The 14,209-nt window shown below is 66.8% G+C and carries 13 protein-coding genes and 2 riboswitches; of the genes, 5 read left to right on the top strand and 8 right to left on the bottom strand.

Going from position 1 to position 14,209, the window contains the following annotated elements; translation table 11 throughout:
* Positions 1-5: 5 nt before the first annotated feature.
* Positions 6-1,439: a cardiolipin synthase gene (gene cls, locus ABIB49_RS14505; RefSeq protein ID WP_283480814.1), complete on the bottom strand. Its 1,434-nt coding sequence runs from the start codon at positions 1,437-1,439 to the stop codon at positions 6-8.
* Positions 1,440-1,574: 135 nt separating this feature from the next.
* On the opposite strand from cls, the gene ABIB49_RS14500 reads away from it, so the two are divergent.
* Complete coding sequence (locus ABIB49_RS14500; protein WP_354157194.1) at positions 1,575-2,537, top strand: aminodeoxychorismate lyase; 963 nt, start codon at positions 1,575-1,577, stop codon at positions 2,535-2,537.
* A 21-nt stretch (positions 2,538-2,558) separates the two neighbouring features.
* Here the strand turns inward: ABIB49_RS14500 and ABIB49_RS14495 are convergent, their stop codons facing one another.
* Positions 2,559-3,839: a glycosyltransferase family 2 protein gene (locus ABIB49_RS14495; protein WP_354157193.1), complete on the bottom strand. Its 1,281-nt coding sequence runs from the start codon at positions 3,837-3,839 to the stop codon at positions 2,559-2,561.
* A 1-nt stretch (position 3,840) separates the two neighbouring features.
* Entirely contained in the window at positions 3,841-4,785 is a 945-nt protein-coding gene (locus tag ABIB49_RS14490; protein WP_282358988.1) for an ATP-grasp domain-containing protein, read from the bottom strand.
* Between the two features lie 543 nt (positions 4,786-5,328).
* A riboswitch (SAM riboswitch) is annotated at positions 5,329-5,443 on the top strand.
* 13 nt (positions 5,444-5,456) lie between these two features.
* On the opposite strand from ABIB49_RS14490, the gene ABIB49_RS14485 reads away from it, so the two are divergent.
* Genes ABIB49_RS14485 through ABIB49_RS14475 form a run of 3 tightly spaced genes read left to right on the top strand, consistent with a single transcriptional unit; the run spans position 5,457 to position 7,393 of the window.
* Entirely contained in the window at positions 5,457-5,777 is a 321-nt protein-coding gene (locus ABIB49_RS14485) for a DUF1737 domain-containing protein (RefSeq protein ID WP_253031823.1), read from the top strand.
* Positions 5,774-6,184, top strand: coding sequence for a rhodanese-like domain-containing protein (locus ABIB49_RS14480; RefSeq protein WP_282358991.1), 411 nt, complete (start codon positions 5,774-5,776; stop codon positions 6,182-6,184). The genes ABIB49_RS14485 and ABIB49_RS14480 overlap by 4 nt, the downstream gene beginning before the upstream one ends.
* The gene (locus tag ABIB49_RS14475) at positions 6,185-7,393 is read left to right on the top strand and encodes an O-succinylhomoserine sulfhydrylase (protein WP_282358993.1); all 1,209 of its coding nucleotides are present in this window, start codon (positions 6,185-6,187) and stop codon (positions 7,391-7,393) included.
* Between the two features lie 70 nt (positions 7,394-7,463).
* On the opposite strand, the gene ABIB49_RS14470 is transcribed toward ABIB49_RS14475, so the two are convergent.
* From ABIB49_RS14470 to ABIB49_RS14450, 5 genes are all read right to left on the bottom strand, one after another.
* Positions 7,464-8,648: a glutamate--cysteine ligase 2 gene (locus ABIB49_RS14470; RefSeq protein ID WP_282358994.1), complete on the bottom strand. Its 1,185-nt coding sequence runs from the start codon at positions 8,646-8,648 to the stop codon at positions 7,464-7,466.
* A gap of 54 nt (positions 8,649-8,702) precedes the next feature.
* Positions 8,703-10,226: a UDP-N-acetylglucosamine 1-carboxyvinyltransferase gene (locus ABIB49_RS14465; RefSeq protein WP_226775225.1), complete on the bottom strand. Its 1,524-nt coding sequence runs from the start codon at positions 10,224-10,226 to the stop codon at positions 8,703-8,705.
* Between the two features lie 95 nt (positions 10,227-10,321).
* A complete protein-coding gene (locus ABIB49_RS14460) occupies positions 10,322-11,125 on the bottom strand; it encodes an energy-coupling factor transporter transmembrane component T family protein (protein ID WP_226775224.1) in 804 nt (267 codons plus the stop codon).
* Positions 11,126-11,132: 7 nt separating this feature from the next.
* The gene (locus ABIB49_RS14455; protein WP_226775223.1) at positions 11,133-12,833 is read right to left on the bottom strand and encodes an ABC transporter ATP-binding protein; all 1,701 of its coding nucleotides are present in this window, start codon (positions 12,831-12,833) and stop codon (positions 11,133-11,135) included.
* A gap of 16 nt (positions 12,834-12,849) precedes the next feature.
* Complete coding sequence (locus tag ABIB49_RS14450; RefSeq protein WP_226775222.1) at positions 12,850-13,536, bottom strand: ECF transporter S component; 687 nt, start codon at positions 13,534-13,536, stop codon at positions 12,850-12,852.
* 65 nt (positions 13,537-13,601) lie between these two features.
* A riboswitch (TPP riboswitch) is annotated at positions 13,602-13,745 on the bottom strand.
* 195 nt (positions 13,746-13,940) lie between these two features.
* On the opposite strand from ABIB49_RS14450, the gene ABIB49_RS14445 reads away from it, so the two are divergent.
* Positions 13,941-14,204, top strand: coding sequence for a DUF4235 domain-containing protein (locus ABIB49_RS14445; protein ID WP_226775221.1), 264 nt, complete (start codon positions 13,941-13,943; stop codon positions 14,202-14,204).
* The last annotated feature ends 5 nt before the right edge of the window (positions 14,205-14,209 follow it).

The raw sequence follows: 14,209 nt of genomic DNA, 5'->3' as shown, positions 1-14,209 counted from the left end.
CGGCGCTACTGCAATGTGGCCGTCAGGCGGGCCACATTGTCCACATACTTAACCCCCACGGGCCGCCGCATCCAGTCCTCGAGCGTCAGTTCGCGCGAGAGCCCCCGGTAGGTGTCCGCCACGGCGCTGACGCGTCGCACCACGTCCGCGCCCAGGAGCATCACTGAAACCTCGAGGTTCAGCGAGAAGGAGCGCATGTCCATGTTGCTGGAGCCCAGCACGGCGACCTCGTCATCGATGGTGAAGTGCTTGGCGTGCAGCACAAACGGCGCCTTGTACAGGTAGATGCGTACCCCGGCTTCGAGGAGCGCCTCATAGTAGGACTGCTGGGCGTGGTGGACGAGGAACTGGTCGCCCTTTTCCGAGACGAACAGCTCGACCTCCACGCCGCGCTGAGCTGCCGTCGTCACGGCGTACAGCAGTGAATCGTCCGGGACGAAATAGGGGCTGCAGATCGAAATATTGTGCTGGGCGGAGTAAATCAATGTGGTGAAAAGCCGCAGGTTGTTTTCCGTGATGAAGCCGGGGCCGCTGGGAACCACCTGCGCCGTCACGTCGCCTGCGTGTGTTTCGGGCCGGTGCGCGAGCTGATCCTCGAGGGACTCGTCCGTTTCACTGAGCCAGTCCGTGGCGAAGACGACGTTGAGGGTGGTGACAATCGGCCCGCGCAGGCTCGCCATCAGTTCGACCCATTCGCGGCCGACTTTGCGGTGCCTGGGGTTGTTGTAGGAGGGCTCGATCAGGTTCTGCGACCCGGTGAAGGCAAGCTCGCCGTCGATCACCATGATCTTGCGGTGGTTGCGCAGGTCCGGCCGGCGCCATTGACCGTGCACGGGCCGCAGCGGCAACATCGGCCGCCAGCGGATTTTGCTGGCCTTGAGCCGGGCGATCAGCTTGCTGTAACCCTGGATGCGCAGGGTGCCGAGGTGGTCAAACAGAAGCCGGACTTCGACGCCGCGCTCGGCGGCCTCTTCCATCGCGGTCAGCAGATCGTCGGTGACGTGGTCGGAGCTCAGGATATAGAACTCGGCGTTGACAAATGACTCTGCTTTACGGACGGCCGCTGCCATCGCCTTGATCGAGTCCGGGTAGCCGGGCAGGAGCTCCACCTGGTTGCCGTCCACCATCGGCAGTGAACCGAGGGTTTGGTTCAGTTCCGCTGCGGAGGCCACCCATTCCGGGCCGCTGTACCGGCTTTCCTGCATCGCCAGATCGGCGGTGCCGGCCCGTACCCGGGTATTCACGGCGTCCTGCTGCGCACGGCGCCTGCGGGACAGCCTGAAGTTGCCAAAAAGCAGGAACAGGACCAAGCCCAGTGCGGGGACAAAAAAGATGATCAGGAGCCAGGCCATGGCCGTGGTGGGACGTCGGTTTCCGGGGATGATGCCCAGTGCCAGCACCCGGATCCCCAGGTCCACGACGGACAGGATCAGCAGCATCCAGGGCGGGAGTGTCTCCGCCAGCGAAAATGGCCACAGCACAGGTGAACCCCTCAAGTTCCAGACCCGCGGAACCTTTCCGGAACGGGCAACCGTCAAATCCTATCCCGTGGTCCGCGGCGCTAAGCTAAAGTCATGAATTCTCCTGCCGGTGTTCCCGGCCCGGCCCCGGTGCTGGTCTTCCTGGATCCCGCGTTCGACGGCGGCCGGGTGGCCGATGCCACGAAGCCGCAATTGATGGCGACGGACCAGGGGGCCACCCGCGGCGACGGTGTTTTCGAGTCGCTGCTGGCCGTTGGCGGGCAGCCACGGAAGCTTCAGGCGCACCTGAATCGGCTGGCCGGTTCCGCCGGGTTGCTGGAGCTTGACCTCCCGGCGGAGGAGCGCTGGCGCCGGGCGATCGCGACGGCCATCAGCGAGTACCGGGGCCGGCACGTACCCGGCGCCGGAGACTCAACGGACGACGAACTCGTTGTTAAACTGCTCGTGACCCGGGGCGTTGAAGGCGCGGCCGGGCCCACCTGCTGGGTCCAGGCCTCCGTCCCCGGCGCCACCGGCCGGCGCCAACGTGAGACCGGGATCGACGTCATCCTGCTGGACCGCGGCTATGACAGTGAAGTCGCGGAACGGGCGCCCTGGCTGCTCATGGGCGCCAAGACGCTCTCCTACGCCGTCAACATGGCCGCGCTGCGCTACGCGCATGCCCGGGGTGCCGACGACGTTATCTTCACCTCCGCGGACGGCAAGGTCCTGGAGGGGCCGACGTCGACTGTCCTGCTTGCCCATCTGGAAACCGCCGACGACGGTGCCGGCGGCGTGCGGACCCTCCGGCGGCTCATAACCCCGCAGCTCGACAGCGGGATCCTGCCCGGCACCTCGCAGGGTGCCCTGTTTACCGCGGCGAAGGCCGCCGGCTGGGAGCTGGGCTACGGACCGCTTGAGCCCCGCGACCTCTACGACGCCGACGCCGTGTGGCTCATCTCGAGCATCCGGCTGCTGGCGCCCGTCAACCACATCGACAGCAGGGAAATCGGCACCACGGAACAGCGCAAGCAGCTCACCGCGGAGCTCAACGCGCTGTACGCCACCATCGGGTAGGCACAGTGATCGGGGCAGCTTTCAGGCCCCGAGTTGCGCGCGTGGCCGCTGGGCGCCGGCGGTACCGGATCCCGTTCGGACGGGATTGTTCCGGCGGAGTACCCTCTCCCGGACTTCCTGGACCAGTGCGGCGATCACGGCCAGGCTCGTAAACAACGAATAAAACGGCATCAGCGGCAGCGCCCATACATGCCGCAAGTCTTTCCACGCCCGGTTGGCGCCCAGCGCGCACACCGGCAGGACCAAAGACACAAGCAGGCCCAACCAGGCCAGGACCACCCAGTCGACGCCGGCCGGCGGGCGGTAGCCGGCCGCAAGGAGGACGGCCACGCCGAGGAGCAACGGGATCTGAAGCGCAGGAAGGACCACCACGGTAATGGCGTGGAACACCAGCTGCGTTCCGAACGGGCCGTACCGGAGATTGCCGATCAGATCTTTGTGCAAGGCCATGGTCTGCAACAGGCCGAGGTGCCTGCGGACCCGTCGGCGCCAGAGGCCGCCAACGGTCAAGGGAGACTCCGCCAGGACAACAGCCCTCGGGGCGAATACCACCCGGTAGCCTGCCTTGTGAACCCGCCAGGCCAGTTCCAGGTCTTCGCTCACCGTGTCCTGCCGGAACAGTCCCACGTGTTCGAGCACACTGCGCGGGAAGGCGCCGATGGCACCCACGTCGGTGGGTATACAGCCGACTACCGCCAGGGCGCGCCGGACCAGGCCGCCGCCGATGTGGCCGGTGAAGGTTAGCACCCGGCCCTGGACCCCTTTGACCTTCACCGGCCGGCCATCACCACAGACCGCGCCGGTTCGCTCGTCGTCAAATCCGCGGAGCATCATCCCGACGGTGTGCCGGGAAAGAATGACGTCCGCATCGATAAACATCAGGATCTCGCCGGCGGCGTTGCGGATCCCGAAGTTCAAGGCCGCCGCCTTGCCGGCGTTGGCCTGCGCCAGAACCTTAATCCGGGGATCCCTGGCAGCGAGAGCCGCCATAATCGTGGCGGTGCAGTCCGTTGAACCGTCATCCACCAGGATCAGCTCGTACCGGTCGTAGCGGGTGCGCTGAATCGATCGGACGCAGTTCTCAATAGCGGCTGCCTCGTTGAATGCCGGGACAATTATCGACACACGGGGCCACGCATCGAACATCGTGGGGACTTCGCGGCGTCGGCGATGGGCGCTCCGAAGTTCGAACCAGACGGCAAGCGGCACAACGAGCAGTTTCACCAGCCCGAACAACAGGACCGGCAGCCCGAGGAGGACGAGCGGGAACTGGGCCGCCGGGAGCGCTGCGGTGACGTTCATTTCAACCCATGGCATCGGCGAACGGCCCCATGCAGTGCCGGAACGACGCCGGGTTGAAGGAGGGCAGGATAAAGGACGCCAGCACCGCATCGAGCAGCTCAGGCGCGAGTCCGCTGTTCGATCCGAAGCGGGCGTTCACCGCCAGAACCACGGGTGTCCCGTCGGCGCGTCGACGAACGTCCACCTCCACCGGCCCCGTGAGGCCCAGCGCGCGGACCGCAGCCATCGCCACGTTGCCCACGTCGATCGCTTCGCCCGCCTCGGCCCGGCGAGTGGTCACGGCGTTGCCAACGATGCGGTCCGCCGGCCCAACCTTCGCCACAACAACCGCAAACGGCGCGGCACCGTTGTGCGCCGGTGTACCGAAAACCATGGGCCGGTACTCGTTTCCGGGGATGAATTCCTGGACGATGCGGCTGTCCGGCAGTCGCTGCCAGTCCATTTCCGTGCGGCCATCGACGACTGTCACGACCCGGCCGCCTCGGGACGCCCGGGGTGAGACGACGACCGGTCCGCCCAGGGCGGCCATTGCAGCGTCCGCACCGGCGAAGTCGCTGGGCACGCCGAACCGGGGCACGGGAACGCCCGCTGCATGTAGTTGCCAGGCCGTAAAGAGCTTGTCATGGGCCAACGCCACCGGGCCCGGATCGCCGATCATCACACGTACGTCCGCTCCGAACGCCGCCCGGAACGCGGCGAGCTGCGGCAGTTCCTCGCTGACCGTGGGAATGACAAGATTGATGCCTTCCTGGCTAACCAGTCGCCGAAGTGCTGATACCCGTTCCGCGTCCGTCGCGTGCGGGACGGGGAACACCGTGAATCCTGCCCCGTCCGGCAGCTCGAGGATGTCCGTCCCGAGGACAGGAATGTCGCGCGCTTTCAGTTGGGCCGCGATGGCCTGGCCCGCAGGGCCGCAGGCGCCGGTGACCAATACGCGCGGCCTCACCGCTGTGCCGTCCTGGCAGCCCGGACCCGGCCATCGCCGCGGGCGTCCGCACCGGAGGGCCGGTTCGGAATCAACCCTTCCGTTACCTGGCGGCCGGGTGTGCTGATAACAGCGGCCAAGGCCGTGCTCAGGAGAATAATGAGTAGAACATATATCGCGGCCATAGCAGTCCCCTTCCCTTGTTAAAGGCCCGGCAGTCGACGGCGCCGCACCGGCCTAACTGGCTGGATCATCAGAGCCGGCCGCAAAACTGAGCGATCCTCGGATGGCGTTTTAGGGCCTGGTGACTTCCGTGGCGCTGGTCCTTCAGTAAAGTCGCGCCGACTGCCAAAAGTCCCGAGTAGGAACTACCCGAAAGCCTCCCCGGTTCAAATTCGAGGCCCCGGGGGTTTGTACCTGTGTGCAATCCCCCGAGTACGTGGATGGGGACGCTGGCATGACCGCTGGCGAATGGCTTTTGAACAAACCTCCGTTTCCACCCCGCTCCTTAACATGACGGCCGCCGCCGTGCGGTCCGGCGTCACAGGTGTTACGTTCTTTGGGAGTAATGAGAACCGGCGCCAAGCCCTGACTGGCCGGTCGGCAACCCTCCCTTCCGCGGCGGGGTGCCTCAGGTGAGTACTCGGCATATCGACCATTCGAGCTGCAAGCGTGAAAGAAGGAGATTCGTCATGCCTGACGCGTCCACCGCTGCTGTCCCCCGGACAGCAGCGAACAAAGCCCCGGCCCCGTCCCCCGCAGTCGCCGGTGCCGCCGAGCAGAAACTGCTGTACCGTCTGTTCACCGGAGCCGATGACCGCGCCTTCTGCGAGCGTGTATCGGCCGCCCTCACCGAGGGCTACGTTCTGCACGGCGGCCCGGCTGTCACGTTCAACGGCAGCAACGTCGTCGTGGCCCAGGCCCTTGTGCTGCCGGCGGCGATCGCCAACGCCGATGCGGCCGTCGCCAGCGCCGTGGACGATCTCGACTTCGACGGCGGGGGCCACGCATGAGCTACGCCGGGGACCTCAGCCCGCAGGAGGCCTGGTCCAAGCTCGGGGACGGCGCCATCCTGGTGGACGTCCGCACCGAGGGTGAATGGGCCAGCGCCGGAATTCCGGACACCAAAGCGACGGAGAATGATCCGCTCTTCATCCAGTGGAGCCTCGCCGGCGGCATCCCCAATTCGCAGTTTCTGGCGCAACTGAGACAACAGGCCCCCGAAGCCGGCGGCACCGAATTGTTGTTCCTGTGCCGCTCGGGCGCGCGCTCCGTCGCGGCCGCAATCGTCGCCACCGAGGACGGTTTTACCTCCTTTAACATCCTTGAGGGCTTTGAGGGCGAACCCGACGGCGAGGGCCAACGCACTGTCAACGGCTGGAAAAACCGCGGCCTCCCCACCAATCTCGGAAGACACTAAGTGACATTCAACCCTGATGCCGCCGACTGGAGCGCGGACACCCAGGCCGTCCGCGGCGGACTCGACCGCACCGGATTTCAGGAGACGTCAGAACCGGTCTTCCTGAACTCCGGCTTCGTCTACGAATCGGCGGCCGCCGCGGAACGCGCCTTCGCCGGCCACGACGAGCGTTTCGTCTACTCCCGCTACGGCAATCCCTCTGTGGCGACGTTCCAGGAGCGGCTCCGGCTGCTCGAAGGCACCGAGGCCTGCTTTGCCACGGCGTCGGGCATGTCCGCTGTCTTTACTGCCCTGGGTGCCCTGTTGGCCGCCGGCGACAGGGTGGTGGCGGCCCGATCGCTGTTCGGCTCATGCTTTGTGATCCTGAACGAGATCCTGCCCCGCTGGGGCGTCGAAACGGTCTTCGTTGACGGCCCGGACCTGGTGCAGTGGCGCGAGGCGCTCGCCAAACCCACCACTGCTGTCTTCTTCGAGTCGCCCTCGAACCCAATGCAGGAAATCGTGGATATCGCGGCAGTGAGCGAAATGGCGCACGCGGCCGGGGCGACGGTCGTCGTCGATAATGTCTTTGCCACTCCCCTGCTGCAGCGCTGCGGGGAGCTCGGCGCGGACGTGATCGTCTACTCCGGCACCAAGCACATCGACGGCCAGGGTCGCGTCCTTGGCGGCGCGATCCTGGGCACCAGGGATTTCATCGAGGGCCCGGTCAAGCAGCTGATGCGCCATACCGGCCCGGCACTCTCGGCCTTCAACGCATGGGTGCTGACCAAGGGCCTGGAGACGATGGCCCTGCGGGTGAACCACTCCTGTGCCTCCGCGCTGCGGCTGGCCGAGTGGCTTGAGGAGCAACCCGCGGTCAGCTGGGTCAAGTACCCGCTGCTGCAGTCCCACCCGCAGCATCAGCTGGCCGCCCGGCAGATGAAAGCCGGCGGCACCGTGCTGACCTTCGAGCTCGCCGCGTCCGCCGGGCATTCGGCGAAGGAGGCTGCGTTCGCGCTGCTGGACGGGTTGCGGATCATCGATATCTCCAACAACCTCGGCGATTCGAAGTCGCTGATCACCCATCCCGCCACCACGACGCACCGCGCTATGGGGCCGGAGGGCCGTGCGTCGATCGGGCTCAGTGACGGCGTGGTGCGCCTCTCGGTGGGACTCGAGGATATTGCGGACCTGATCCGCGACCTCGGGCAGGCGCTCAAATCTTGCTAGCGCCGTTTGCGGTGCTTGAGTTGGCAGATAGCGGCGATGCCTTGGCGGAGAACTGCCGTGAACTGCACACTCAGCGCCGCCGGACCGGGCCCAGCGTTGTGCTCCCGTCGGCGGGTTCCCCGGTGTCCGGTCCCGGCACGGTCGCCGCGACGGCGCGTTCAACGACGGCGGACAGGCCGCCGGCGTCGAACGGTTCCCTTTGCAGCTGCGACCCGGTGCCCTCGGCGAGCATCCGGCTAACACCATGGCGCACCAAGTCCAGCTCGCCCTGATCCACCAGCACGGGCGCTACGAAGTCCACCAGGGCATGGACCACTTCGGCAGCCGGGGCTGGGACGAAGGTCCCGAAGTCCAGCAGCTGCCCGCGCAGTCCGCAGTTGCTGGCCTGCCAGGCGGCCATCCGCAGCAGCAGCGTCGGCACCGGGGCGGGATCAACTCCGTCGTGCCATTCCCGGGACGCGGACTCCACAAGCGCACGCACCAGCACGGCGATCAGCGCGGCGTCCTCGGCCCGCAGGCAAACGTCTGCGACCCGGACCTCCAATGTGGGATAGTGCCGGCACAGCCTCGAGTCGAAGTAGACCATTCCTTCATCCATCAGGACGCCGCTTTCCACCAGACGGTTTACGACGCGGCGGTAGACCGGAAGGCTGCCGAAGATCATGGTGGGGCCCGATCCCGGCCAGCGGTTCCAAGCCTGGGTGCGGTAGCTTTCGAATCCTGTCTCAGCACCGTTCCAGTAGGGCGAATTTGCGCTCAGGGCAATCAGCACAGCAAGTTTGTCGCGGATCCGGTCCATCACTGCCACACCCTCTTCCGGAGACTCCACAAGGGTGTGGACGTGCAGGCCGCAGGTGAGCTGGTTCCGGACGGTGCGCCCAAAACGCTGCTGCATGGTCAGGTACCGCTGCTTCGGCGTCAGGTGGGTTGCCGAGCCGAGCGGCGACGTGCCGAGGGCGGCGATCCGGCCGCCATGCACCCTGGCGGCGCGGTCCGCGAGGGCACGGCCCTGCCTGAGCTGCCGGAGCAACTCGGCGTACTCCAGGCACGGCCGGGTCCGGGATTCAAGCTGTTCCAGCTTGAGCTCATAGCTGAAGTTCGGTTCCTCATAGACCGGCGGCTGCGCGGAACCGGCCCGGCCGGAGGCCCGCTTCGGGGGTTCCAGCCGGGGCAAAATGGCGTCGGCGAGGGGAAGCGGCATCCCGGTTTCGGGGTCCACGATGAGCAGTTCCTCCTCCACACCGAAGGTGCGCATGATTCCATTGTGCGCCAGGTCTCCGTGAAGCGCGCCGCCTCGCTACGGGGTCGCTCAGTCCTGGAAGTACTCGATTTTTGCGCCGAGGGTGTTGAGCCGCTCGGCCAAGTCCTCGTAGCCTCGTTCGATCACATAGATATTGCGCAGTTCCGATACGCCGCGGGCGGCGAGCATCGCCAACAGCAGGCAGGCAGCGGGTCGGAGGGCCGGCGGGCAGCCCACCTCTGCCGCACGCCATTTGGTGGGGCCGTTGACGTAGATCCGGTGCGGGTCCAGCAGCTGCACCTGCGCGCCGAGTTTGTTCAGCTCCGTCAGGTAGATCGCCCGGTTGTCATAAACCCAGTCGTGGATCATCGTCTGGCCCTGGGCATTCGCGGCGATGACCGCGAAGAAGGGCAGGTTGTCGATGTTCAGCCCGGGGAACGGCATGGGGTGGATCTTGTCCTCGGGTGCCCGCAGTACCGAGGGCCGGGTGGTGACATCCACCAGCCGGGTGCGCGCGTTGCGGGCCAGATACTCCCCGGACACTTCCAGCTGCTGACCCATCTGTTCCAGCGTCGCGAGCTCGATTTCCATAAATTCGATCGGGACGCGCCGGACGGTCACTTCCGAGTTTGTGACGATGCCGGCGGTGATCAGGCTCATCGCCTCGATCGGATCTTCGGACGGGAAATATTCAACATCGACGTCGACGGAGGGGCGGCCGGTGATCTTCAGCGTGGTGGTTCCTACGCCGTCGATCCGGACCCCGAGCATCTCCAGGTAGAAGCAAAGGTCCTGCACCATGTAGTTGGGGCTGGCGTTGCGGATGACTGTGGTCCCGCCGCGGTGGGCGGCTGCCATGATGGCGTTTTCGGTAACGGTGTCGCCGCGTTCGCTGAGCACAAAGGACCGGTCCGCCGCGTCCGCGGGCGGCGCCTGCACGGCGTAGTAGCCGGACTTGGCGTCCACGCTGAGGCCGAACTGGCGCAGCGCCTGCATGTGCGGCTGCACCGTGCGGGTGCCAAGGTCGCAGCCGCCGGCATAGGGCAGCCGGTATTCGGCGGATTCGTCCAGGAGCGGGCCCAGCAACATAATGACGCTGCGGGTCCGGCGGGCCGCCTCGATGTCCATCGCGTCAAGGTCCAGGGCCGCGGGGCGCCGGATCTGAAGATCACTGGCGTTGAGCCAAACGCATTCGACGCCGATACTCGTCAGCACCTCGACGATCCTGTTCACTTCTTCGATGCGTGCGAGCCGGCGCAGGGTGGTGGTGCCGCGGTTGATCAGGCTGGCGCACAGCAGGGCGACACCTGCGTTTTTGCTGCTGTTGACGTCCACCGAACCGGACAGGGTCCGGCCGCCTTCCACCCGCAGATGCGTCATGGCGGGCCGCCCCACCTTAACGATGCTCCGGTCAAAAATAACCTCAAGACGCTGGATCATTTTCAGGCTCAGATTCTGCTTGCCTTGTTCCATTCGGGCGATGGCGCTCTGGCTGGTTCCCAGCTCGGCGGCCAGCTGGCCCTGGGTCCAGCCTTTTTGCCCGCGGGCATCGCGGAGTAACGCACCAACGTGTTCAGCAGTCTGTTGAGTCATCCCGCAAAAATATCATGGGTGACGTATTCCTCCGGTCATTTCAGATAAGACGCCGGAAAAATCGCTGCGATACCCGTTCCGTGCGATAATTATCGCTATTGCCGGGCAAGGAAGACCATGTTCCAGGTGCCTGCCGCCAACGACGCCGCGACGGCGGAACCGGCGATCAGGAGTCCGCCGAGAACCACCCAGACGTCCAGGGCGCTGAAGGTGGATTTCCGTGCCCAGGTCCGCGGCGCATCGCCGAAGCCGCGGGCCTCCATAGTGACAGCGAGGCGGGAGGCGCGCCGGACGGCCTGCACCAGCAGCCCGAAGCTCTGCCCCAAGGTGGCGCGGAGCCGCTGCAGGGGGTTCCCGTGGGAACCCACACCGCGGGCACGGCGGGCCATCCCAATGGTGTGCCACTCTTCGGCCATCAATCCCACAAGACGCATCGCGGCAAGCGTTCCGAGGACAAAGCGGTGCGGGAGTTTCGCGTTCTGCGCGAGGGCGTCCGCCAGGTCCGTGGGATCCGTACAACTCATCAGCAGCACCGCCGGCAGCGCGATGGCCAGCCCGCGGACCATAAAGCCGACCCCTAGCTCCAGGGAACCGTCGCTGATGGACCAAATCCTGGCATCAAGCAGAATACGGCCGCTGTCCGGCGCCAGGATGGTGGTACTCCAGCCGCCTAGCGCCGCGGCCAGGATCAAGGGCCAGCCACGGAGCCAGAGTAACCCGGGTCGCAGCCCGGCCAGCGGAAGAAGTGCCAGAACCAGGGCCAATGCCACCGAGGCCGACACCCAGTCGATCGACAGCGCCAGGGCAAGGGTAATGAACACAACGGCGGCGAACTTCGAGAGCGGGTTGGCCCGGGTCAGCAGGGCATGATTGCCGCGCAGCGTCAGTTCCTGTCTCATGGTGTGCTCAACGTCCCGGCCCGCGGCGCACGGGGGCCAGCTCATCGGGCTCCGCTTGATCGGGGACCTGGAGGCTGAGTTCGGTCCCTCCGAGGACGTGGCTGAATTCGGCGTCGTGCGTCACCGAGACGACGGCGGTGCCGGCGTCGAGGAGTTCGGAAAGGAACGAGGCCAGTTCGGCCCAGGTGTTGGCATCCTGGCCGAAGGTTGGTTCGTCGAGGATGAGGACGTCCGGATGGGCTGCCAGGACGGTGGCCACCGACAGGCGACGTTTCTCGCCCCCGGAGAGTGTGTACGGGTTCGCGTCCACGAGCTCCGCCAGCCGGAGCCGCTCGAGCAGTTCGTCGACGCGTTCCTCGCCGCGGCCCAGGTGCCGGGGGCCGAACATCAGCTCATCAAGTACCCGCCCCGTGACGAACTGGTGCTCAGGTTCCTGGAACACTGTGCCGATCCTTGAGATCAGCTGCCGGGCCTTCCACTTGTACGGATCGCTCCCGGCACCGGAGCTGAGTTCCGGGGTGGCCGAGACCGTGCCGGAGACCGGCGCGAGCAGGCCCGCGAGCGTCAGGGCGAAGGTGGACTTTCCCGATCCGTTGGGGCCGGTAATGGTCAAGGCCTCCCCGGCGCGGACCCGGGCAACAATGCCGGACTGGACGGGCGCCGGCGGAATGGGTCGAAAACCGCCCCGGAGGCCCGCCCGGCGCGGCCGTTCGCGGGACACGGCCAGGTCCTCAGCGGCAAGCAGCAGTCCCGCTGTCGGGGTGCGGGCAATCTGGCCACCGGGCGCCCCGGCGGCGGCCCTGCCGGCGGCCGAGGCGGCGGCCGATGCCGGGCCGGCGGGCCGCGGCCGGTGACGCGTCCGGGTCTGCGGCACGTAACCGGGCACCCAAACACCCGCCGCGGTGAGCATGTCCCGCGCCTGGTCCAGGACCTGGTCCGGCGGTCCGTCGATCAGCACCGCGGTGTCCGTCGCCGAGCCCGGCTGCAGCACCACAATCCGGTTCACGAGGTCTTTCCAGACGGCAACCCTGTGCTCCACGACCACCAGGGTAGCGCCGGTCTTGTCCAGGCAACGGCCGACGGCATCACGAAGCTCCAGCACTCCGGCCGGGTCCAGGTTGGCGGTGGGCTCGTCGAGGAGAATCAGTCCGGGGCGCATCGCCAGGATGCCGGCGAGGGCCAGGCGCTGCTTCTGGCCGCCGGACAGCGCCGACGTCGGGTGGTCCAGCGGCAGGCGGCCGAGTCCGACGTCGTCGAGCGCTTCCGCTGCCCGGGTCCAGATGTCGGCCGGGGGCACTGAAAGGTTTTCCGCCCCGAAGGCGACGTCGTCGCCCAGGCGCGAGAGCACCACCTGCGTCTCCGGGTCCTGCTGCATCAGCCCGGCCCGGCCGCGCCGCTCCCGGGGTGATGCCCCGTCGATCAGCAAGCTGCCGGTCTCCTCGGCATCCCCGTCGTCCGCCGGCCCGCGGCCAGCGGCACGCTCGGCGGCTCGCCCGGCGTCCCCGCCGGGCGAGTCGCCGAGGACACCGGCCAGGGCGTGGAGGAGCGTGGATTTGCCGGCACCGGATGGTCCCAGCAGCAGCACACGTTCCCCTGCCTGAATGTCCAGGTCAAGGCCGCGGACTGCGGGCCGGGTCCGGCCCGCGTGCCACCAGCCCCAGCCGCGCGCGGTGATCGCAGCCGGGCGGACCCGGTCGGAGGATGTCATCAGCCGTGTGCGCGGGTCAGGAAAAGACCGGCTCCGCGGCCGCCTTGCGGGAGGCGAAAGAGCCCAGCACCCCGGTCCTGGCCAGGGCCCGGGTGGCGAGCCAGGACAGGCCGCCGGCGATCACGGCGCCGGAGACCACAGTGAAAACGATGTAGGCCAGCTTGTCTCCGGAGGCGTAAGCGATGTTCCAGCCCCAGGGCAGGAACGAGTCATTCAAGCCGCAGAACAGGCCCGCCCCGGCGCCGGCCAGCAGTGCCACCGGCAGGTTGAATTTCCCGTGAAAGGACGGCACATTGAACTTCTTGTAGAGCACCGCGGCAAAAACCAGCTCGGCGCCGAGGCCCTGCAGGATGCCTGAGATCAGCACTGTGGTGCCGTACTGCGAGCCCATGATCAGCTCGCCGGTGGCGGCCACCGATTCGCAGAACAGTGCAGCACCCGGCTTGCGGATGATCAGCATGCCCAGCACGGCCGGGAGCATCCAGCCTCCGGCGTAGAGCCCGGTGAGCGGCGGATAGAACGCATTAACGGGGGCAGAAACCAGGTTGGCACCCTGGGACCAGGCCCAGAAGATCACGCCGCCGGCAACCGCAATGAGCGCCGCCACCACAATGTCCACCACACGCCAGTTGTGGCTGTACCGGACGGGCGCGCCGGCTGATCCGGGTTGTACGGATCCGGGCTTGGCAGATGTATCAGTCATATCGTCCTCCTGAGGAACAGGAGGGGAGAGTGGCCCGGGCCTGCAGCTTCCGCTGCCGCTCCGGCCACTCTGAGAACTCGACTCCCTTGCGCCGGTACTAACCGGATCAGGTTCGAGGGTCTGCGGCTGTCCGCACTCTCAGCGCCCACCTGTGGTCTCCCCGGATTTCCCCGGTGATGCCCGACGGCGGCGCTCCCCTGTCGTATCTAAAAATCGCCCTTGTGGGCGTGACCCACTTTACACCCGTGGAGCGCCGGCCACCCCCGGGTTACGCCGAGGTTAAACCCAAGACTCCGACGACGGCAGGGGTGTTGGCCCCGCCCGCAGGTCCCCAACTGGACCGTCGGGCGAGGAACGCTAGGCTAGGGGAAGCCCTGTTTCCCTCCCGCAAGGAGTTGCGAAGAATGAATATTTTCATCAAACTGCTCGGCGCCGGCGTCAGCCTGCTTGCCGGCTACGTCGGCACCAAGCTCGTGGACACCGTCTGGGAGAAGTCCACCGGCAATAAGCCACCCAAGGGCCACGAGGACGATGTCCCCACCACCCTGCGCTCGGCCCTGACTTTTGCGCTGATCTCCGCGTCCGTCAGCGCCATCATCCAAGTACTCGCCAATCGCGGCACCCAGCGAGCGGTTGCCCGCTTCGCCAAAACCCAGGACCTGGTCTAGGGCGC

It is taken from the genome of Arthrobacter sp. UYCu512, assembly GCF_040547075.1.
In the GTDB taxonomy this organism is placed as follows: Bacteria; Actinomycetota; Actinomycetes; order Actinomycetales; family Micrococcaceae; genus Arthrobacter.
Note: the sequence above shows the minus strand (reverse complement) of the source record. Positions and strands in the feature narration are given on the sequence as shown.

Bases quoted from the DNA above. Each gene is read 5' to 3' on its own strand.
- ABIB49_RS14450 (WP_226775222.1), bottom strand. From the start codon at position 13,536: ATGACTGATACATCTGCCAAGCCCGGATCCGTACAACCCGGATCAGCC.
- ABIB49_RS14455 (WP_226775223.1), bottom strand. From the start codon at position 12,833: ATGACATCCTCCGACCGGGTCCGCCCGGCTGCGATCACCGCGCGCGGC.
- ABIB49_RS14445 (WP_226775221.1), top strand. From the start codon at position 13,941: ATGAATATTTTCATCAAACTGCTCGGCGCCGGCGTCAGCCTGCTTGCC.
- ABIB49_RS14470 (WP_282358994.1), bottom strand. From the start codon at position 8,648: ATGCGCACCTTCGGTGTGGAGGAGGAACTGCTCATCGTGGACCCCGAA.
- ABIB49_RS14495 (WP_354157193.1), bottom strand. From the start codon at position 3,839: ATGAACGTCACCGCAGCGCTCCCGGCGGCCCAGTTCCCGCTCGTCCTC.
- ABIB49_RS14480 (WP_282358991.1), top strand. From the start codon at position 5,774: ATGAGCTACGCCGGGGACCTCAGCCCGCAGGAGGCCTGGTCCAAGCTC.
- cls (WP_283480814.1), bottom strand. From the start codon at position 1,439: ATGCTGCTGATCCTGTCCGTCGTGGACCTGGGGATCCGGGTGCTGGCA.
- ABIB49_RS14485 (WP_253031823.1), top strand. From the start codon at position 5,457: ATGCCTGACGCGTCCACCGCTGCTGTCCCCCGGACAGCAGCGAACAAA.
- ABIB49_RS14460 (WP_226775224.1), bottom strand. From the start codon at position 11,125: ATGAGACAGGAACTGACGCTGCGCGGCAATCATGCCCTGCTGACCCGG.
- ABIB49_RS14465 (WP_226775225.1), bottom strand. From the start codon at position 10,226: ATGACTCAACAGACTGCTGAACACGTTGGTGCGTTACTCCGCGATGCC.
- ABIB49_RS14500 (WP_354157194.1), top strand. From the start codon at position 1,575: ATGAATTCTCCTGCCGGTGTTCCCGGCCCGGCCCCGGTGCTGGTCTTC.